Below are 19272 nucleotides of genomic sequence, written 5' to 3'. Positions count from 1 at the left end.
ATAGCCGCCTGAAAAACTCCGACCGCACGCATCCCCCGGATACGGCACAGGCCACGACAACGGAACCCATGATGAAACTGTCTTTGCTGGGCCTGGCCATGGGCCTTGCCAGTCAGGCGGCCCTGGCCGCCACCGCCGCACCGCCCCTGCAAAACAAGCAGGCCTTCATCGACCACTTGATCCAGCAAATGACCGTCGAGGAGAAGATCGGCCAGTTGCGCCTGATCAGCATCGGCCCGGAAATGCCCCGCGAAAAGATCCGCGAGGAAATCGCCGCCGGTCGCATCGGTGGCACCTTCAACTCGCTCACCGCCCCGGAGAACCGGCCGATGCAGGATGCCGCCATGCGCAGCCGCCTGAAGATTCCGATGTTCTTCGCCTACGACACGATCCACGGTGAACGTACCCTCTTCCCGATTGGCCTGGGCCTGGCCGCGACCTGGGACATGCATGCCATCGCCAAGGTCGGCCGCACCGCAGCCATCGAAGCCGCCGCCGACGCCTTGGACATGACCTTCGCGCCCATGGTCGATATCGCCCGCGACCCGCGCTGGGGCCGCACCAGCGAAGGCTTCGGCGAGGACACCTACCTCACCTCGCGGATCGCCAAGGTGATGGTCGAGTCGTTCCAGGGCAAGAGCCCGGCCAATCCCGACAGCGTCATGACCATCGTCAAGCATTTCGCCCTGTATGGCGCGGTGGAGGGTGGGCGCGACTACAACACGGTCGATATGAGCCTGCCGAAGATGTACAACGACTACCTGCCGCCCTACCGCGCCGCGCTCGACGCGGGTGCCGGTGGCGTGATGGTCGCGCTCAACTCGATCAACGGCGTGCCCGCCACCGCCAATACCTGGCTGATGAACGACCTGCTGCGCAAGGAATGGGGCTTCAAGGGCGTGACCATCAGCGACCATGGCGCGATCCAGGAGCTGATCCGCCATGGTGTCGCCCAGGATGGCCGCGAGGCGGCGAAGCTGGCGATCAAGGCCGGCATCGACATGAGCATGAACGATACCCTCTATGGCGAAGAACTGCCGGGCCTGCTCGAGTCAGGTGAAGTGACCCAGGCCGAGCTGGACCAGGCCGTGCGTGAAGTCCTCGGCGCCAAGTACGACATGGGCCTGTTCAAGGACCCGTACCTGCGCATTGGCAAGGCCGAGAACGACCTCAAGGACTACTACAGCGACGACCGCCTGCACCGCGACACCGCGCGCGACGTGGCACGACGCAGCCTGGTGCTGCTGGAGAACCGCAACCAGACCCTGCCACTGAAGAAGACCGGCACCATCGCCCTGGTCGGCCCGCTGGCCGACGCGCCGATCGACATGATGGGCAGTTGGGCCGCCGCTGGCCGCCCGGAACACTCGGTCACCGTGCGCGAAGGCCTGCGTCGCGCCCTGGGCGACAAGGCGACCCTGCTCTACGCCAAAGGCTCCAACGTCACCGGCGACAAGGCAATCGTCGATTACCTGAACTTCCTCAACTTCGATGCTCCGGAGATCATCGACGACCCGCGCCCGGCCGCGGTACTGATCGACGAAGCGGTCAAGGCGGCACGGCAGTCCGACGTGGTGGTGGCCGTGGTTGGCGAGTCACGCGGCATGTCCCACGAGTCGTCGAGCCGCACCAGCCTGCAGATCCCTGCCGTACAGCGTGAGCTGATCAAGGCCCTCAAGACCACCGGCAAGCCACTGGTGCTGGTGCTGATGAATGGCCGGCCGCTGTCGATCGCGTGGGAGCGCGAACAGGCCGATGCCATCCTCGAGACCTGGTTCAGCGGCACCGAGGGCGGCAATGCCATCGCCGACGTTCTGTTCGGCGACTACAACCCGTCCGGCAAGCTGGCGATCACCTTCCCGCGCTCGGTCGGGCAGATCCCGATGTACTACAACCACCTGCGTATCGGCCGCCCCTACACGCCGGGCAAGCCGGGCAACTACACCTCGCAGTACTTCGAGGAGCCCAATGGGCCGCTGTACCCGTTCGGCTATGGCCTGAGCTACAGCACCTTCGAGTTGTCGAACCTGACGCTCTCGCACAAGACACTCGAGCGCGGCGCCAGCCTGCAAGCCAAGGTCACGGTGAAGAACACTGGCAAGCGCGACGGCGAGACCGTGGTGCAGCTGTACCTGCAGGATGTCACTGCGTCCATGAGCCGCCCGGTCAAGGAGCTGAAGAACTTCCAGAAGCTGATGCTCAAGGCAGGCGAGTCGCGGACCTTGACCTTCCGCATCGGCGAGCAGGACCTTAGGTTCTACAATAGCCAACTGCAACGGGTCGCCGAGCCCGGGCAGTTCAATGTCCAGGTCGGCCTGGACTCCCAGGCGGTGCAGCAACAGAGCTTCGAGCTGCTGTAGGTCGGTCTGCTCGGCCTCTTCGCAGGCAAGCCCGCGAAGGGGTCGACACTGGCCCCCAGAACACACACCCGCACAGGCCAAGGATCCGCCTCATGCTTTTTTCTTTTCGAGCCCTGCGCCTGACCCTGATCGTCCTGCTGATCCTCCTCGGTACCGCGCTCAGCGCCGGCTGGGCCATGCACCAGGCCAAGCGCCAGGCGATGGAGACCGACGCCCGTCGGGCCAGCCAGCAGTTGACCCTGTACGCCAACTCCCTGCATACGCTGATCGAGCGCTACCGCGCCCTGCCCGCCGTGCTGGCCCTGGACCCGGAATTGATCGACGCCCTGCGCGGCCCACTCACCGAACAGCGCCAGGACGCCCTGAACCGCAAGCTCGAACGCATCAACGGCGCCGCCAACTCCTCCACCCTGGAACTGCTCGACCGCACCGGCCTGGCCGTGGCCGCCAGCAACTGGCGCCTGCCGACCAGCTACGTCGGCTCCAACTACGGCTTTCGCCCCTACTTCAAGCAGACCCGCAGCCAGGGCAGCGGCAGTTTCTACGCCGTCGGCGTGACCAGTGGCGTGCCGGGGTACTTCCTGTCCAGCGCGGTGCACGACGAACAGGGGCGCTTCCTCGGCGCCATGGTGGTCAAGCTGGAGTTTCCCGAGCTGGAGCGCGAATGGCGCCAGGGCAGCGACATCCTGCTGGTCAGCGACGCCCGCGGCATCATCTTCATCGCCAACCAGGACGGCTGGCGCTACCGCGAACTGCTGCCGATCTCCAGCGCCGATCGTGCCGAGCTGGCCGCGACCCGCCAGTACGACAAGCAGCCACTGGTGCCGCTGCAGCACCAGGTGCTGACCCGCTTCGGCGACAACAGCCACCTCACCCGCGTGCAAGGCCCCGAGGGCACCGGAGAATACCTGTGGGAGAGCCTGCCGCTGGAAACCGAGGGCTGGACCTTGCACCTGCTGCGCAAGCCGCAGGTCAGCAAGGATGGCCGCAACGCCGCCCTGGCCGCCGCCGCGGTATGGCTGAGCCTGGTGTTCGCCGCCCTGTTCGCCAGCCAGCGCCTGCGCCTGGCTCGCCTGCGCCAGCGCAGCCGCGACGAGCTCAAGCGTCTGGTCGAGGAACGAACCCGCGAACTGCGCACCGCCCAGGAAGGGTTGGTGCAGTCGGCCAAGCTGGCGGCCCTGGGGCAGATGTCGGCGGCACTGGCCCATGAGATCAACCAGCCGCTGACCACCCAACGCATGCAACTGGAAACCCTGCGCCTGCTGCTCGACCACGGCCGCCACGAAGAGGCACGCCAGGCCCTGGAGCCGCTGGAGCAGATGCTCACGCGCATGGCCGCGCTGACCGGCCACCTCAAGACCTTCGCCCGCAACAGTCCCGGCGGCCTGCGCGAGCGTCTGGACCTGGCCACCGTGGTCGACCAGGCCCTGCACCTGCTGGAGGCGCGTATCCGCGGCGAAGGCGTCGAAGTGGCCCTGTACCTGGCACGCCCGGCCTGGGTACGCGGCGATGCCATCCGCCTCGAGCAGGTGCTGATCAACCTGTTGCGCAACGCCCTCGATGCCATGGCCGACAAGCGCTACAAACGCCTGGAGATCCGTATCGAGGCCGATGACGGCCACTGGCGCCTGAGCGTGCTCGACTCCGGTGGCGGCATCCCCGAGGCCGACCTGGCCAAGGTCTTCGACCCCTTCTTCACCACCAAGCCGGTGGGCGAAGGGCTCGGCCTGGGCCTGGCGATCTCCTACGGCATCGTCCACGAGGCCGGCGGCCAACTGCAGGCCGAGAACCTGCCCGGCGGCGCCCGCCTGAGCCTTACCCTGCCACGTGACCTGGAGCCTGTATGTTGAATTCGGTGATCGTCGTCGACGATGAAGCCAGTATCCGCACCGCGGTGGAACAGTGGCTGAGCCTGTCGGGCTTCAGCGTGCAACTGTTCGCCCGTGCCGAGGATTGCCTGGCGCAATTGCCGCCCCACTACCCCGGGGTGATCATCAGCGACGTGCGCATGCCGGGCATGGATGGCCTGCAACTGCTCGAGCGGCTGCAGGGCCAGGACCCCGACCTGCCGGTGATCCTGCTCACCGGCCACGGCGACGTGCCCATGGCGGTGGAGGCCATGCGCAGCGGCGCCTATGACTTCCTGGAAAAACCCTTCACGCCGCAGACCCTGCTCGGCAGCCTGCGCCGGGCCCTGGAAAAACGCCAACTGGTGCTGGAGAACCGCCGCCTGCACCAGCAGGCCGACCTCAAGGCACGCCTGGAAGGCACCCTGCTGGGCATGTCCCAGGGCCTGCAGCAATTGCGCCGGCAGGTCCTGGACCTGGCGAACCTGCCGGTCAACGTGCTGATCCGTGGCGAGACCGGCAGCGGCAAGGAGCGTGTCGCCCGCTGCCTGCACGACTTCGGGCCACGCGCCGACAAACCCTTCGTCGCCCTCAACTGTGCGGCGATCCCCGAGTCGCTGTTCGAGGCCGAGCTGTTCGGTCATGAGAGCGGCGCCTTCACCGGCGCTCAGGGCAAGCGCATCGGTAAGCTGGAATACGCCAATGGCGGCACGGTGTTCCTCGACGAGATCGAGAGCATGCCCCTGGCCCAACAGGCCAAGCTGCTGCGCGTGATCCAAGAGCAGAAACTCGAGCGCCTGGGGGCCAACCAGAGCATCAGCGTAGACCTGCGGATCATCGCCGCGACCAAGCCCGACCTGCTCGAAGAAGCCCGTGCCGGACGCTTCCGCGAAGACCTGGCCTACCGCCTGAATGTCGCCGAACTGCGCCTGGCACCCTTGCGCGAGCGGCGCGAGGACATCCCGTTGCTGTTCGAGCACTTCGCCCGCGCGGCCGCCGAGCGCCTGGGCCGCGCTGCACCACCGCTGGCCGGTGCACAACTGGCGCAGCTGCTGGCCCACGACTGGCCGGGCAACGTGCGCGAACTGGCCAATGCCGCCGAACGCCACGCCCTGGGCCTGGACTCGCCGGGCCTGGAAGCAACCAGCGCGAGCCATTCCCTCGCCGAACAGATGGAAGCGTTCGAGGCCCAGTGCCTGCGTGCTGCACTGCGCCAGCACAAGGGCGAGATCAAGGCGGTCATGGAAACCCTGCAACTGCCACGGCGCACGCTGAACGAGAAGATGCAGCGGCACGGGTTGGTACGCGAGGATTTCCTCGAGCGCGAATGAGCGGATTCTTGCTCGCTCGCGCTTTTCGATAAGCGGAAATCCGCTCATTCAGCCGCTTTCGTAGGGGCGGCGTTGCAGCCCATCGCGGGCAACCCCGCCCCCCGTGAGGGGGTGCCGTATACCTCAAGAAGTGCGGTTTACAGGGCTTGCGTGGGGGCTGACCGGCCCACGACAGGGCACGCGGCGCCCTCATTTGGATCACCCTGCATCCATTTGGCACACCTTCTGCACTTGTCCCGGCAAGCCGCGCCACGGCGCGCTCCACAAAAACAACGAGAAGGTATCCCTGATGGATAACGCCACCACCCTGCCCGCCGGGGCGGCCCTCGCGCCCGCCGCGGAAAAAACCACCTCCAGCCGTCTCAAGTCGATCTTCAGCGGATCCATCGGCAACATGGTCGAATGGTACGACTGGTACGTCTACGCCGCATTCTCGCTGTACTTCGCCAAGGCCTTCTTCCCGGCTGGCGACACCACCGCCCAACTGCTCAATACCGCCGCGATCTTCGCCGTGGGCTTCCTCATGCGCCCGATCGGTGGCTGGCTGATGGGCCTGTACGCCGACCGCAAGGGCCGCAAGGCCGCGCTGATGGCCTCGGTACTGCTGATGTGCGCAGGCTCCTTGATCATCGCCCTGACCCCGGGCTACGAAAGCATCGGCGTCGCCGCGCCGGTCCTGCTGGTGCTGGCGCGCCTGATGCAGGGCCTATCGGTGGGCGGTGAATACGGCACCTCGGCGACCTACCTCAGCGAGATGGCCACCAAGGACCGCCGTGGCTTCTTCTCCAGCTTCCAGTACGTGACCCTGATCTCCGGCCAGCTCATCGCCCTGGCGGTGCTGATCATCCTGCAACAGACGCTCACCACCGAGCAGTTGTACGCCTGGGGCTGGCGCGTGCCCTTCGTGATCGGCGCGCTGTGCGCGGTGGTCGCCCTGTACCTGCGCCGTGGCATGGAAGAAACCGCCTCCTTCACCAAGAAGGAGAAGGCCAAGGAAAGCCTGATGCGCACCCTGCTGCGCCATCCCAAGGAGCTGATGACCGTGGTCGGCCTGACCATGGGCGGCACCCTGGCGTTCTACACCTACACCACCTACATGCAGAAGTACCTGGTCAACACCGTGGGCATGAGCATCAGCGACTCGACCACCATCTCGGCGGCCACGCTGTTCCTGTTCATGTGCCTGCAACCGGTGATCGGCAGCCTCTCCGACAAGATCGGCCGCCGCCCGATCCTGATCGCCTTCGGCGTGCTCGGTACCCTGTTCACCGTGCCGATCCTCAGCACCCTGCACACCGTGCAGACCTGGTGGGGCGCCTTCTTCCTGATCATGGCGGCGCTGATCATCGTCAGCGGCTACACCTCGATCAACGCGGTGGTCAAGGCCGAGCTGTTCCCCACCGAGATCCGCGCCCTGGGCGTGGGCCTGCCCTACGCCCTGACCGTGTCGATCTTCGGCGGCACCGCCGAGTACGTGGCCCTGTGGTTCAAGAGCGCAGGCATGGAAACCGGCTTCTACTGGTACGTCACCGGCTGCATCGCTTGCTCGCTGCTGGTGTATGCCACCATGAAGGACACCCGCAAGCACTCGCGGATCACCACTGACTGATCCTGCTTGCAAGCCTGCAAAAGGGGCGCTCCGTCTGACGGGGCGCCCCTTTTTCATGGCTATCGTGAGCCGAATAACCCCCCTATTCGGCTCACCAAATGAGCCGAATAGGGCTACTATTGGGCTCATGGCACAACAAGGGGAAACCATGAGCGATCCAATGTGGATCTGGCAGCGGCCAGCCTGGCCTCATTTGCGCTGGGATACAGAGCAGCTTGCCACGCTGCTGCGAAGCTGTGTCGAAACGCAGGGACGTTTGCTGGGCAGGATCGGTGCCGTGGACGAACTCAGCGAAAGCCACAATATCCTGGATACCTTGCTGCAGAACATCATTACGTCCTCCGCCATCGAGGGCGAGCAGCTCAATGTCGGCTCCGTGCGTTCCTCCCTGGCCCGTCGCCTGGGTCTCGAGGGGCATGGTTCGACTACAGCCCGCAGCGAGGGGCTTGCCGAACTGATGCTGGACGCGACGCAGGGATATGACCAGCCCTTGACCCTGCAACGCCTGTTCACCTGGCATCGATGGTTGTTCCCGGCAAGCGACGAGGCCCTGGGTAAACCCATCCTCGTCGGCCAACTGCGGGACGAGGCGCCCATGCAGGTGGTTTCCGGCCGCCTCGACAAACCCAGTGTACATTTCGAAGCGCCCCCGCGAGCCGGGCTGCAAGAGCAGCTCCAGGCGTTTCTCGAATGGTTCGAGGACAGTCGCCACTTCACGCAGTTGGACCCGTTCCTACGCGCCGGCATCGCCCACTTCTGGTTCGTGACCCTGCATCCGTTCGATGATGGCAATGGTCGCCTGACCCGCGCCCTCACTGACCTGGCCCTGGCCCAGGGCGAACGACAGGCCATCCGTTTCCATGCGATGTCCGCCAGCATCCTCGAGGATCGGTCAGGCTATTACGCGGTGCTGGAAAGCAGCCAGAAAGGCGACCTGGACATTACACGCTGGCTAGCCTGGTTCTTGACGACCTTGCTGCGCAGCCTGGAGCAGGCGCTGGTGCGGATCGACCGGGTGTTGGCCAAGGCGCGCTTCTGGCATGCGCACCGCAGTGATGGGCTGCTGCCCGAGCAGGTGAAGGTGCTCAACCGATTGCTCGATGGCGGCCAACGCGGCTTCGAGGCGGGTATCAACGCCAGTCAGTATCAAGCGGTGGCCAAGGTGTCCAAGGCCACCGCCACTCGCCATCTCACCGACCTGCTCGACAAGGGCTGCCTGGTTCGCCTGCCGGGCGGTGGTCGCAGTACCCGCTACCGGGTCAATACGCCCGTTGATGATCAGGTTGAACGATAGAACTTCAACCTGACCCTTCGCACTTAACCCCGAATTAATTCAGCAGAGGCATCCTTCGAAGGGTGGCGAAGTGTCTTTCGCCGCTCCCGGAAAGGGACACCTGACGTGATGCTTCGCAGGTATCTGCACATCAAACAAATCGAAAAAGTAGATTTATTAGCGCTACTTTTTGCGCTTTTTAATCTAATTAACCGGCGTAACATGAAACCCATAGAGCAGAGCAACCCATCGATTCCACTGGAGCAACGACCATGAAAAACAAACTGATCCTGACCCTGGCCCTGTCGGTACTGGCGACCGGCGCCTTCGCCGAAGACGGCTTCGACCGTACCAACGCCCACAACTTCACCGCCGTCCAGACCCAATCGGCGACTTATGCAGAAGATGGTTTCGACCGTACCGGCGCACAACGCTTCGCTGAAGATGGCTTCGACCGCACTGGCGCACAACGCTTCGCCGAAGATGGCTTCGACCGCACTGGCGCACAACGCTTCGCCGAAGATGGCTTCGACCGCACTGGCGCACAACGCTTCGCCGAAGACGGCTTCGACCGCACCCACGCCCACCGCATCGGCTGATCCCGCGATGCGAGCGCCCAGCCCGGCTTCGGCCGGGCTTGATCGTTTCCAGCCGGGCCCAGCCTTGGCACACTAGGCGCCTCGTCCCGCCAAGAGGAAGGGCCACAGGCCCTGCGCAGATGTACTACTACGAACCCGCCAAAGGCCACGGCCTGCCTCATGACCCGTTCAACGCCATCGTCGGCCCCCGGCCCATCGGCTGGATCTCCACCCAGGACCGCGAAGGTCGCCTGAACCTGGCGCCCTACAGTTTTTTCAACGCCTTCAACTACGTGCCGCCGATCATCGGTTTCTGCAGCATCGGCCGCAAAGACAGCCTGAACAACATCGAACAGACCGGTGAATTCGTCTGGAACCTGGCCACCCGCCCGCTGGCCGAGCAGATGAACCAGAGCTGCGTGGCGGTGGCGGCCGAGGTGGATGAATTCCAGTTGAGCGAACTGACGCCCACGGCATCGCGCATCGTCGGGGTACCGCGCGTGGGGGAAAGCCCGGTGGCCTTCGAGTGCAAGGTGAGCCAGATCGTCCAGCTCCAGCGCGCCGACCAGGCGCTGGTGCCCAGTTGGCTGATCCTTGGCGAAGTGGTGGCCGTGCATATCGCCGAGCACCTGCTCAAGGACGGCATCTACGACACTGCCGCCGCCGAGCCCATCCTGCGCGGCGGCGGGCCTGCGGATTACTTCGAGCTGGGCAACTGCTTCAAGATGCCCCGGCCACGGGCCTGATCACCAGACCAGCTCGCCGTCTTCGCTGACGCCTTGCAGGCGCCCGAGCTCGGCGCAGGCGGCTTCGTCGGCGGCCATCGCCGTCTTGAACAGTTGCCCGTCCAGCACCTTGTGGAAACGCGGCGCGCCGCCCATGCCCAGGGCCTTCACGGCGATCGCGGCGTGGTAGCCGCCGCCCTCTGCCGGAACCATTGCCGAAACCGCTTCGAAGCGGGGGAATTCTCTACGTGCCATCGTGCCTGTATCCACGTGTTGATCGAAGGGCGGCATTCTAACCTGGCGAGTGCCGGGCACAATCGGTGCTGCCTATTCGGGCCCAGGCATCATGCAAAGGTATGCAGGTCGAGGCTCGCGACCACCTGCGCCTGCACCAGCTCGCCGAACAGGTCCAGGGTCGGCGAGGCGAAGTAGCCGCTCATGGCCTGCTGGTCGCGCCAGCTGCCACTGAGCAGCCAGAGGTCCGTATCGGCCTGGGAGCGCTGCACGGTGAAACTCAGGCAGCCGGGCGTCTGCAACGAGGGTTCGAGCAGGTCACGCAGGCGCGCGCCCAACTCCGCCGAACGACCGCTGCTGGCCCGGATGAAAGCCAGGTGAGTGACCGGTTGAGGCTGGGTCATGAACGTTCTCCTTGAAGCAGACGGACGGAAAGGCCAGGCTGGCAAGGTTAGGCCCTCGCCCGCGCGCGCCGTTAGGCCATTACTGCCGGTCGCTTGCCTGATCCTGCAACCGTGCAGGATCAGGCAAGCGAGGAGCAGCTTTCGACTAGCGCCCACCCTTGCCCGAACCTATCCTGCGTCGGTCAGTAGAGGAAACCCGCCATGACCACGCCCACGCCCCCCGCCCCGTCCCTGGAGCTACAACGCCAGGAGCTGGCCGACCTGATCCTGCGCCATGCCGGCGAGCCCTACGGCACGGCCTCGGCGGTCGACGACCTGTACCTGGTGGCCTACCGGGAAAACGTGCGTTCGGTGCCGAGCCTGGCGCAACCTGCCCTGTGTGTCCTGGCCCAGGGCAGCAAGAGCCTGTTCCTGGGCGACGAGCAATACACCTACGACCCATTGCACTACATGGTGGTGTCGGTAACCCTGCCGATCAGCCGGGTGCGCCTGGACGCCAGCCCCGAGACGCCCAGCCTGGGCCTGCGCCTGGACATCGACCCGGCACAGATCAGCCAACTGATCGCCGAAAGCGGGCCGATGCTGGTGCCCAACCTTCCTTCTGGCCGTGGCTTGTATGTGGAAAAGACCGATCCGCAGTTGCTCGATGCCTTGCTACGTCTGGTGCGCCTGCTCGACGCCCCCCGGGACATCCCCATGCTGGCGCCACTGATCCGCCGGGAAATCCTCTATCGCCTGCTACGCGGGCCACAGGGCTACCGCCTGTACGAGATCGCCCTGGCCAACAGCCAGACCCACCGGGTCAGCCAGGCCATCGCCTGGCTCAACCAGCACTTCCAGCGACCGCTGCGCATCGAAGATCTGGCGCGCGAGGTCAACCTCAGTACCTCGACCTTGCACCATCGGTTCAAGGCAGTGACCTCGATGAGCCCCCTGCAGTACCAGAAGCAGTTGCGCCTGCAGGAAGCGCGGCGGTTGATGCTCAATGAGGGGCTCGAAGCCGCGGTGGCGGGGTACCGGGTGGGCTACGAAAGCCCGTCTCAGTTCAGCCGGGAGTACAGCAGGCTGTATGGTGCACCGCCGATCCGTGACGTGGCGCGGCTGCGTACCGCTGCCGATTGAAGGCCGGGTTGCGCTGCCATGATGGGGCGCGCAGCGGCCCCGATGCAGCCGCTTCGCCGTACCTGTCAGCCCCCCACCGCCGCCTGCCACTGGGCTTGGTCGATCTGGATCAAGGTCGGCCCCTGGCGCTCCACGGCCTGGCGCAGCGCGGCCTGCAACTGGCCCACGTCCTCCACCTGCTGCGCCGCGGCGCCCAGGGCCCGGGCGACACCGATGAAGTCCGGCGTATGGATGTCCACGCCCACCGGTTCGATGGCCCGGTTGACCATGTATTTCTTGATTTCCTCGTAACCCTGGTTGTTCCACAGCAGCACGATCAACGGCACCTGGGCCTCCACCGCGCTGGCCAGTTCAGGCAGGGTGAACTGCAAGCCGCCATCGCCGATCAGGCAGATGGCTGGTGAACGCTCGTCCACCTGCCCGCCGCTGCCGAGCCAGGCGCCCATGGCCGCCGGTAGGGCGTAGCCAAGGGTGCCGTAGCCGGTCGAGGCGTTGAACCAGCGCCGTGGCTGGTCCATGTCCAAGGTCAGGTTGCCGGTGTACACCGGCTGGGTCGAGTCGCCCACCAGGATGGCGTCGGGCAGGGTTTCCAGCACGCTGGTGAGCAGGCGTGTCTGGCTCAGGGTCGGCGGGTCCCAAGTGGTCGACAAGTCCTGGCGCAGGCGAGCGGCACGCACGGCGCCCCAGGCGGGGTCACGCACCGGTTGCATCTGAGTCTGCAAGGCATCGAGCAAGGCCTCGGCCGCCTGCTCGGCATCTGCCACCAGCGCCAGCTCCGGCAGGTAGTTGCGCACGGTCTGGTCCGGGTCGATGTCTATGCGCAGCAGGCTGCCGGGAATCTCGAAGCCGCCTTTGAAGGTCACGTCGTAGTCGGTCTCGGCAAGCTCGGTGCCGATGGCCAGCACCACGTCGGCCTCGGCGACCAGCGCGCGAGTGGCCGGCAGCGACTGGGTCGAACCGATCTGCAACGGATGCCCGGACGGCAGCAAGCCCTTGGCATTGATGGTCAGGGCCACCGGTGCCTGCAAGTGCTCCGCCAGGCGGGCCAGGGCCGTGCCCGCCGCCAGGGCGCCGCCACCGGCGAGGATCAACGGCCGCCGCGCCGAGGCCAGGCGTTCGGCCATGAGCGCCACACCCCGTGGCGCCGCGCCCGCCCGACCGGTGCGCACGGGGCGACCCGGCAGCAGGTGGCCGGCCGGCTCGACCAGCACATCCAGGGGGATCTCGATATGCACCGGCCTTGGCCGGGCACCGTCGAACACGGCAAAGGCACGGGCCAGCACCTGGGGCAGGTCGTCGGCACTCATCAAGGTATGGGAGAACGCCGCCACACCGGCGACCAACCCTGCCTGGCTGGGCAGCTCGTGCAACTTGCCGCGACCGCCGCCGAGTTGGTCGCGGGCCTGCACGCTGGAAATCACCAGCATCGGGATCGAGTCGGCATAGGCTTGGCCCATGGCCGTGGTGATGTTGGTCATGCCAGGGCCGGTGATGATGAAACACACCCCCGGCTTGCCACGGGTGCGCGCATAGCCGTCGGCCATGAACCCGGCCCCCTGCTCGTGGCGTGGGGTGATGTGCCGGATCGACGATCCCGCCAGGCCGCGATACAGCTCCACGGTATGCACGCCAGGAATGCCGAAGACATGCTCCACGCCATAGCCTTCGAGGAGTTCGACCAGTACTTCGCCACAGGTTGCCATCTGTCTTTTACCTGATTCTTGTTGAGATCAGTGACCATGGAACCAAGGCATGGCTATCGCCACAATGCAAAAAAACACATACTAGTCATGTCTTGTGATCATGGCTCAGCGCAATGAAACGTCTGCCTCCTCTACCGGCCCTGCACACCTTTCTGGTCACCGCCCAACATTGCAATTTCACTCGCGCGGCGCAGCAGCTGCACATCACCCAGGGCGCGGTCAGCCGGCAGATCGCCGGGCTCGAGGAACACCTGGGCTATGCCCTGTTCCAGCGCCAGGCCCGTGGCCTGGCACTGACCCGCGAGGGCCAGGACTGGTTGCCCCGGGTGCAGCAGGTGTTCGCCCTCATCGAGCAGGGCGTGCGCGAAGTCGGCGGGCGCAGCGCCGTCCTGCAGCTCAAGGCGCCCACCTGCGTGATGCGCTGGCTGCTGCCACGGCTGATGGAATGGCAGGCCCTGCGCCCGGACGTGCCGGTGGAGCTGACCACCACCGTGCAGCACGGCGTGGACCTGCGCCGCGAAGGCTTCGATGCCGCCGTAGTCTATGGCGGGCCACCGAGCCCGGGCCTGCAGGTGCGCAAGCTATTCGACGAGCAACTGACGCCGGTCTGCGCCCCGTCGTTGCTGCAGGGCGCCGCGTCGTTGGCGTGCCTGGAGGACCTGTCCCGGCACATGCTGCTGCACCCCTCGTCGGACGAGCATGACTGGCGGCTGTGGCTACAGGCGGCGGGAGCGGCGTTCGAGCCGCAGGGGCCCAGGCAGCATTTCCAGACCCTGGACATGGCGATGGCCATGGCTGCCCAGGGTACCGGCGTGGCGATCGGCGACTGGGCGCTGATTGGCGACGACCTGCTCAGCGGCCGGCTGTGCATGCCTTTCGGGCTGAAGGTGGCAACCGGCAAGGGCTACTACCTGGTCTGCCCTGCCAAGCCGCTGCCGCCGGGGCTGGTCGAGCTGATGGATTGGCTCGAGGATCGCGCCAGGCAGTGATCCCAGGTTGACCTATGCTTGTAGGTATCACCTGTTGCAGCAACAGGAGGTACGCACCATGAGCATCAGATCCAGACGCTGGACCCTTGCCCTCATCGTGATCGCCGTCGCGGGGCTCTATGGTTCGGCCTGCTGGCGAGTCGAATTGCTGCGCAACCAACCCAACGCCGCGGCAAGCTGCGCCCAGGAGCATTGCGTGCCGCACACCGCGACCTTGAGCGCCGTGCGCTGAACCGACTGCACCGCGCCGATCACTCCTCGACGCTCATGTACTCCTTGGCCCAGCGAATGTAGTCCTCGGGCTGGGTGTAGGTATGCGACAGCTCGGTGGCGCTGAGGCTCTCGGACTTGTTCTGCTGCCCGCGTTGCAGACGCAGGCAGTCGTAGGTGGCCTTGATCGCGGCGAAGTAGGCGGCATGGCCGTCGACCACCACCCGCACGCCCAGGCGCGCCAGGCGCTCGTCGTCACGCAGGTTCGGGTTGCCGTAGCTGACCAGCATCAGCGGCACCGTCAGGTGCTCGGCGATCTGCTCCAGATGGTCGAAATCCCTCACACCCACCATGCAGATACCATCGGCCCCGGCCTTCTGGTAGCTCTGGGTGCGGACGATGATTTCCTCGGTGCTCAGCACACCGGCGTTGGTCCGGGCGATGATCGACAGCGCCGAGTCGACCCGCGCCTCGAGGGCCGCGCGGATCTTGCCGACCCCTTCCTCCACCGGGATCAGGTCGGTGGACTTGCGGCCGAACTGCGCCGGCAGCAGGGTATCCTCGATGGTCAGCGCGGCCACACCGGCGCGCTCCAGCTCGATCACCGTGCGCATCACGTTGAGGGCGTTGCCGTAGCCGTGGTCGGCATCGGCGATCACCGGCAACTGGGCCACTCGGCCGATGCGAGTGGCCTGCTCGACGAACTCGCTCAGGGTGATCAGGGCGAAATCGGGCGCGGCCAGCACCTGCAGCGAGGCCACCGAACCACCGAGGATGCCGACCTCGAAGCCCAGGTCGGCGGCGATGCGGGCCGACATGGGGTCGAACACCGACGCGGTGTGAAAGCACGAACCTGAAGCCAGCAGTTCGCGGAAGGCAAAACGCAGATCGTGGTGGGAAGCCTTGGACATGATCACTCCGCTTGTAAGGTGAAAATTGAACCTGACCTGTTCCAACCGTCGCCATCTGGGCGGTCATGCTCGACATGCAGGCAGAGGAATAGAAGGTGTGGGAAACAGCGCTGGGAAATCCTGCGGCAATGCGTTGCACCATGCTGGTGCAGACCGCGGATTTCAGCGACTGCGGCCAGGTCACGATATCACGCAGCCATGCAGCACTGGATGAATGCGCCAATGCCGATCTTGCATAGGGGATGCACGTAGTACATAGGAAGCTACCTAACTCAGGTTACAATCCGGCGGTTGGCGCGATAGCGAGGTGAGCTATTCAGGGGGCGCGAAGCGACCCTGATGAGATACCACGACTCGAACCGCCCTGATACACCCCATTCCCCGACAAGGTATGCCCGTGACCGCCGCCCTCCCCCCTGCCGTGCTGCGCAGCGTCCTCACCGCCCTGATGCTGGCGATCTTCCTCGGCGCCCTGGACCAGACCATCGTCGCCGTGTCCATGCCCGCGATCTGCGCGCAGTTCAACGATGTCGGCCTGCTGGCCTGGGTCATCTCCGGCTACATGGTGGCCATGACCGTGGCCGTGCCGATCTATGGCAAGCTCGGCGACCTCTACGGACGCCGACGCATGATCCTCACCGGCACCGCCGTGTTCACCCTGGCCTCGGTAGCCTGCGCCCTGGCCCAGGACATGCAGCAACTGGTGCTGGCACGGGTGGTCCAGGGCATCGGGGCCGGCGGCATGGTGTCGGTGAGCCAGGCGATCATCGGCGACTTCGTCCCGCCTCGGGAACGCGGTCGCTACCAGGGCTACTTCAGCAGCATGTACGCCCTGGCCAGCGTGGCCGGGCCGGTGCTCGGCGGCTGGCTGACCGAATACCTGTCATGGCGCTGGGTGTTCTGGATCAACCTGCCGCTGGGCCTGTTCGCCCTATGGGCGATCCACCGTGCCCTGGGCAACATGCCCGGCCAACGGCGCGACGCGCAGGTGGACTATCTCGGCGCGCTGCTGCTGATCCTCGGGCTGGGCAGCCTGCTGCTGGGCATCACCCTGGTCGGCCAGGGCCATGCCTGGCTGGCGCCACCGGTACTGGCGCTGTTCGCCACGGCCCTGCTGGGGCTGCTGCTGTTCGTCGGGCATGAGCGGCGCTGCGCCGAGCCGCTCCTGCCCCTGCAACTGTTCGGCAACCGCGCGGCGGTCCTGTGCTGGTGCACGGTGTTCTTCGCCAGCTTCCAGTCGATCGCCCTGACCATGCTCATGCCCCTGCGCTACCAGGGCATCACCGGCGCCGGCGCCGACAGCGCCGCCCTACACCTGCTGCCGCTGGCCATGGGCCTGCCCTTGGGCGCCTTCTGTGGTGGGCGCATGACCAGCCTCACCGGCCGCTACCGGCCGCAGATCCTCGCCGGCGCCGTGCTGATGCCCGTGGCCATCGCCGCCATGGCCCTGACGCCGCCGCAAGCGGGCGTGCTCAGCGCCGTATTCATGTCGCTGGCCGGCATCGCCTGCGGCCTGCAGTTCCCCACCTCGCTGGTGGGCGCGCAGAGCGCGGTCGAGATGAAGGACATCGGCGTTTCCACCAGCACCACCAACTTGTTCCGCTCCCTCGGCGGTGCCATGGGGGTGGCGTGCATGTCCAGCCTGCTGCTGGCGCTGCTGCACCAGGGTGGTTTCGAGTTGTTGGGCAATCCGCTGCTGGGCAGCCTGAAGGCGGGTGAAGCGGACCCGGTGACCCAGGCACGGTTGCTGGAGACGTTTCGTCATCTGCTGCTGGCCAGCGCCGGGGTATCGCTGATCGGGCTGGGGGCTGCGCTGGCGATGCCCGACCGCCAACTGCGGGGGCATTGAGGATGCTGGGGCCGCTCGGGCGCCGCATTAACCTCCCCTTAATACAGAGGGGAAACACTTCATCACAATCCTTCACAAAGTGTCATTTGCGCAGAGAGGGACTCAAGCGCAGCATATCCAGCCCCGTGTCGACCCATTTTTCAGCATCGCCCAACAGGTCGAAGCTGTCCGGCAACAGCAACCAACGCCCGATCAAGCCATCGACATAGGCGAACAGGGCGATGGCCGCACGTTGCACGTCCAGGTCGGCGGGCAATTGCTCGCGGCGCACGGCATTGGTCATGGCCAGGGTGATGCCCTCATGGCAATCCAGGACCGCTCCCTGGCGCTGCTGGCGGATTTCACACATGTCGTCGGTGAACTCGCACTTGTGATGCAGGATTTCATTGATACGCCGGGTGCGCGCGTCGAGCGCCAGCTCGTTGAGCACCTGCAGCAACAGCGTGCGCATGCAGCCGAGCGGGTCGACCTCGTCCTCGCTCTCGCTCGCGCGGGCCAGGTGGTCATGGGTCTCGTGCAGGCTGTCGAGCAATGCCTGGATCAGGTCGGCCTTGTTGCTGAAATGCCAGTAGATCGCCCCGCGGGTCACGCCCGCCAGCTCGGCGATGTCGGCCAGGGTGGTTCGCGCAACCCCGCGCTTGTAGAAGGCCTTTTCCGCCGCCTCGATGATCTGGGCGCGGGTTTCCTGGGCTTCCTCTTTGGTTCGACGGACCATGGCAGCTCAACCTCTATCACGGCCCGCACGCTCGCATGGCGTGCGGTCATCAGGCCGGGGTCGCCTCTTTCAGGGCCTCACCCGGTGTATGTGTCCAGTCCGCGGGGGGATTCACACCCCTCTGCGGTATTTACAAACAAGCATGAATGTAAGTATATTCGTTAGTAAGCTATTTATCCACTGGATAAGTATTTTTCCGATAGGACACTTCCACTATTCTTGAGCGTCTCCCAGCTCTAGCGACCCGAGGATCCTCATGCAATTCAAGCCAGCCGTCACCGCCCTGGTTTCCGCCGTCGCCCTGGCAACCTTGCTAAGTGGCTGTAACAAAGAAGAAGCAGCGCCCGCGGCGCAGGCTCCTCTGGTCGGCGTCGTTACCCTCCAGCCACAGGCCTACACCCTGACCAGCGAACTGCCGGGACGCACCAGCGCCTACCGGGTCGCCGAGGTTCGTCCACAGGTCAACGGCATCATTCTCAAGCGCCTGTTCAAGGAAGGCAGCGACGTCAAGGCCGGCCAACAGCTGTACCAGATCGACCCGGCCATCTACGAAGCCAACCTGGCCAATGCCCAGGCCAACCTGCAAGCCACCCGCTCGCTGGCCGAGCGCTACAAGCAGCTGATCGACGAGCAGGCTGTCTCCAAGCAGGAATACGACGACGCCAATGCCAAACGATTGCAGGCTGAAGCCTCGCTCAAGAGCGCCCAGATCGACCTGCGCTACACCAAGGTCCTGGCCCCGATCAGCGGCCGCATCGGTCGCTCGTCGGTCACCGAAGGCGCGCTGGTGAACAACGGCCAGAGCAACGCCATGGCCACCATCCAGCAGCTCGACCCGATCTACGTCGACGTCACCCAGTCCACCGCCGAGCTGCTCAAGCTGCGCCGCGACCTGGAAAGCGGCCAGTTGCAGAAGGCCGGCGAGAATGCCGCCAAGGTCCAGCTGGTGCTGGAAGACGGCAGCCTGTTCGGCCAGGAAGGCCGCCTGGAGTTCTCCGAAGTCGCGGTCGACGAGACCACCGGCTCAGTGACCCTGCGGGCGATCTTCCCCAACCCCGAGCACACCCTGCTGCCCGGCATGTTCGTGCATGCCCGCCTGCAGGCTGGGGTCAACGCCAACGCCATCCTGGCCCCGCAGCAGGGCGTGACCCGGGACCTCAAGGGCAACCCGACCGCGCTGGTGGTCAACCAGGAGAACAAGGTCGAGCTGCGTAACCTCAAGGCCAACCGCACCCTGGGTAACGACTGGCTCATCGAGGAAGGCCTCAACCCGGGCGACCGCCTGATCACCGAAGGCCTGCAGTTCGTCCGCCCGGGCGTCGAGGTCAAGGTCAGCGAGGCCACCAACGTCAAGAAAGCGGTCAATCCAGCCCAGGCCAATGCGGCAAGCGCAGGCGGCAAAGGGGAGTAAG

General features: G+C 65.5%; 17 protein-coding genes. 12 read left to right on the top strand and 5 right to left on the bottom strand.

Translation table 11 applies throughout. From position 1 onward, the window contains the following. Positions 1-68: 68 nt before the first annotated feature. From bglX to NJF35_RS12585, 7 genes are all read left to right on the top strand, one after another. Positions 69-2360, top strand: a complete 2292-nt coding sequence (gene bglX, locus NJF35_RS12615; protein WP_225788055.1) for a beta-glucosidase BglX — start codon at positions 69-71, stop codon at positions 2358-2360. 92 nt (positions 2361-2452) lie between these two features. Then, entirely contained in the window at positions 2453-4210 is a 1758-nt protein-coding gene (locus NJF35_RS12610) for an ATP-binding protein (RefSeq protein ID WP_225788054.1), read from the top strand. Then, positions 4204-5538 (top strand): sigma-54-dependent transcriptional regulator, encoded by a 1335-nt coding sequence (locus NJF35_RS12605; protein WP_253091131.1) that lies wholly within the window; start codon positions 4204-4206, stop codon positions 5536-5538. Before NJF35_RS12610 ends, NJF35_RS12605 begins: the two co-directional genes overlap by 7 nt. Positions 5539-5827: 289 nt before the next feature. Beyond that, complete coding sequence (locus NJF35_RS12600) at positions 5828-7147, top strand: MFS transporter (RefSeq protein ID WP_225788052.1); 1320 nt, start codon at positions 5828-5830, stop codon at positions 7145-7147. Positions 7148-7295: 148 nt separating this feature from the next. Further along, entirely contained in the window at positions 7296-8441 is a 1146-nt protein-coding gene (locus tag NJF35_RS12595) for a Fic family protein (protein WP_225788051.1), read from the top strand. Between the two features lie 251 nt (positions 8442-8692). After that, positions 8693-9019 (top strand): hypothetical protein, encoded by a 327-nt coding sequence (locus NJF35_RS12590; RefSeq protein WP_225788050.1) that lies wholly within the window; start codon positions 8693-8695, stop codon positions 9017-9019. A gap of 119 nt (positions 9020-9138) precedes the next feature. Continuing rightward, positions 9139-9744, top strand: a complete 606-nt coding sequence (locus NJF35_RS12585) for a flavin reductase family protein (protein WP_225788049.1) — start codon at positions 9139-9141, stop codon at positions 9742-9744. On the opposite strand, the gene NJF35_RS12580 is transcribed toward NJF35_RS12585, so the two are convergent. Both NJF35_RS12580 and NJF35_RS12575 read right to left on the bottom strand, forming a co-directional pair. Further along, positions 9745-9978 (bottom strand): hypothetical protein, encoded by a 234-nt coding sequence (locus NJF35_RS12580; protein WP_225788048.1) that lies wholly within the window; start codon positions 9976-9978, stop codon positions 9745-9747. A gap of 89 nt (positions 9979-10067) precedes the next feature. Further along, positions 10068-10361: a putative quinol monooxygenase gene (locus NJF35_RS12575; RefSeq protein WP_225788047.1), complete on the bottom strand. Its 294-nt coding sequence runs from the start codon at positions 10359-10361 to the stop codon at positions 10068-10070. A 201-nt stretch (positions 10362-10562) separates the two neighbouring features. On the opposite strand from NJF35_RS12575, the gene NJF35_RS12570 reads away from it, so the two are divergent. Next, the gene (locus tag NJF35_RS12570; protein ID WP_253080372.1) at positions 10563-11483 is read left to right on the top strand and encodes an AraC family transcriptional regulator; all 921 of its coding nucleotides are present in this window, start codon (positions 10563-10565) and stop codon (positions 11481-11483) included. Positions 11484-11548: 65 nt separating this feature from the next. Here the strand turns inward: NJF35_RS12570 and NJF35_RS12565 are convergent, their stop codons facing one another. Continuing rightward, positions 11549-13186 (bottom strand): 5-guanidino-2-oxopentanoate decarboxylase, encoded by a 1638-nt coding sequence (locus tag NJF35_RS12565; protein WP_225788045.1) that lies wholly within the window; start codon positions 13184-13186, stop codon positions 11549-11551. 113 nt (positions 13187-13299) lie between these two features. On the opposite strand from NJF35_RS12565, the gene NJF35_RS12560 reads away from it, so the two are divergent. Both NJF35_RS12560 and NJF35_RS12555 read left to right on the top strand, forming a co-directional pair. Next, entirely contained in the window at positions 13300-14175 is an 876-nt protein-coding gene (locus NJF35_RS12560) for a LysR substrate-binding domain-containing protein (protein ID WP_225788044.1), read from the top strand. A gap of 58 nt (positions 14176-14233) precedes the next feature. Then, positions 14234-14407, top strand: a complete 174-nt coding sequence (locus NJF35_RS12555; protein ID WP_225788043.1) for a hypothetical protein — start codon at positions 14234-14236, stop codon at positions 14405-14407. Between the two features lie 19 nt (positions 14408-14426). Here NJF35_RS12555 and NJF35_RS12550 read toward each other — a convergent pair whose 3' ends face one another. Then, positions 14427-15296, bottom strand: coding sequence for an oxaloacetate decarboxylase (locus NJF35_RS12550; RefSeq protein WP_253080371.1), 870 nt, complete (start codon positions 15294-15296; stop codon positions 14427-14429). Positions 15297-15693: 397 nt separating this feature from the next. Here NJF35_RS12550 and NJF35_RS12545 point away from each other — a divergent pair, with 397 nt between their 5' ends. Continuing rightward, positions 15694-17145, top strand: coding sequence for an MDR family MFS transporter (locus NJF35_RS12545; protein WP_225788041.1), 1452 nt, complete (start codon positions 15694-15696; stop codon positions 17143-17145). Between the two features lie 82 nt (positions 17146-17227). Here the strand turns inward: NJF35_RS12545 and NJF35_RS12540 are convergent, their stop codons facing one another. Next, positions 17228-17860: a TetR family transcriptional regulator gene (locus tag NJF35_RS12540; protein WP_225788040.1), complete on the bottom strand. Its 633-nt coding sequence runs from the start codon at positions 17858-17860 to the stop codon at positions 17228-17230. A 256-nt stretch (positions 17861-18116) separates the two neighbouring features. On the opposite strand from NJF35_RS12540, the gene NJF35_RS12535 reads away from it, so the two are divergent. Beyond that, positions 18117-19271: an efflux RND transporter periplasmic adaptor subunit gene (locus NJF35_RS12535; protein WP_225788039.1), complete on the top strand. Its 1155-nt coding sequence runs from the start codon at positions 18117-18119 to the stop codon at positions 19269-19271. Position 19272: the final 1 nt, after the last annotated feature.

It is taken from the genome of Pseudomonas guariconensis, from assembly GCF_024127895.1.
Taxonomy (GTDB): Bacteria; Pseudomonadota; Gammaproteobacteria; order Pseudomonadales; family Pseudomonadaceae; genus Aquipseudomonas; species Aquipseudomonas guariconensis_B.
This window is presented reverse-complemented; position numbering and strand designations above follow the sequence as displayed.

What these genes read in the sequence shown, in the direction of transcription:
- NJF35_RS12565 (WP_225788045.1), bottom strand. Translation starts at nt 13,186, where the DNA reads ATGGCAACCTGTGGCGAAGTACTGGTCGAACTCCTCGAAGGCTATGGC.
- NJF35_RS12590 (WP_225788050.1), top strand. Translation starts at nt 8,693, where the DNA reads ATGAAAAACAAACTGATCCTGACCCTGGCCCTGTCGGTACTGGCGACC.
- NJF35_RS12575 (WP_225788047.1), bottom strand. Translation starts at nt 10,361, where the DNA reads ATGACCCAGCCTCAACCGGTCACTCACCTGGCTTTCATCCGGGCCAGC.
- NJF35_RS12555 (WP_225788043.1), top strand. Translation starts at nt 14,234, where the DNA reads ATGAGCATCAGATCCAGACGCTGGACCCTTGCCCTCATCGTGATCGCC.
- NJF35_RS12580 (WP_225788048.1), bottom strand. Translation starts at nt 9,978, where the DNA reads ATGGCACGTAGAGAATTCCCCCGCTTCGAAGCGGTTTCGGCAATGGTT.
- NJF35_RS12540 (WP_225788040.1), bottom strand. Translation starts at nt 17,860, where the DNA reads ATGGTCCGTCGAACCAAAGAGGAAGCCCAGGAAACCCGCGCCCAGATC.
- bglX (WP_225788055.1), top strand. Translation starts at nt 69, where the DNA reads ATGATGAAACTGTCTTTGCTGGGCCTGGCCATGGGCCTTGCCAGTCAG.
- NJF35_RS12585 (WP_225788049.1), top strand. Translation starts at nt 9,139, where the DNA reads ATGTACTACTACGAACCCGCCAAAGGCCACGGCCTGCCTCATGACCCG.
- NJF35_RS12550 (WP_253080371.1), bottom strand. Translation starts at nt 15,296, where the DNA reads ATGTCCAAGGCTTCCCACCACGATCTGCGTTTTGCCTTCCGCGAACTG.
- NJF35_RS12600 (WP_225788052.1), top strand. Translation starts at nt 5,828, where the DNA reads ATGGATAACGCCACCACCCTGCCCGCCGGGGCGGCCCTCGCGCCCGCC.
- NJF35_RS12605 (WP_253091131.1), top strand. Translation starts at nt 4,204, where the DNA reads ATGTTGAATTCGGTGATCGTCGTCGACGATGAAGCCAGTATCCGCACC.
- NJF35_RS12560 (WP_225788044.1), top strand. Translation starts at nt 13,300, where the DNA reads ATGAAACGTCTGCCTCCTCTACCGGCCCTGCACACCTTTCTGGTCACC.
- NJF35_RS12610 (WP_225788054.1), top strand. Translation starts at nt 2,453, where the DNA reads ATGCTTTTTTCTTTTCGAGCCCTGCGCCTGACCCTGATCGTCCTGCTG.
- NJF35_RS12595 (WP_225788051.1), top strand. Translation starts at nt 7,296, where the DNA reads ATGAGCGATCCAATGTGGATCTGGCAGCGGCCAGCCTGGCCTCATTTG.
- NJF35_RS12535 (WP_225788039.1), top strand. Translation starts at nt 18,117, where the DNA reads ATGCAATTCAAGCCAGCCGTCACCGCCCTGGTTTCCGCCGTCGCCCTG.
- NJF35_RS12570 (WP_253080372.1), top strand. Translation starts at nt 10,563, where the DNA reads ATGACCACGCCCACGCCCCCCGCCCCGTCCCTGGAGCTACAACGCCAG.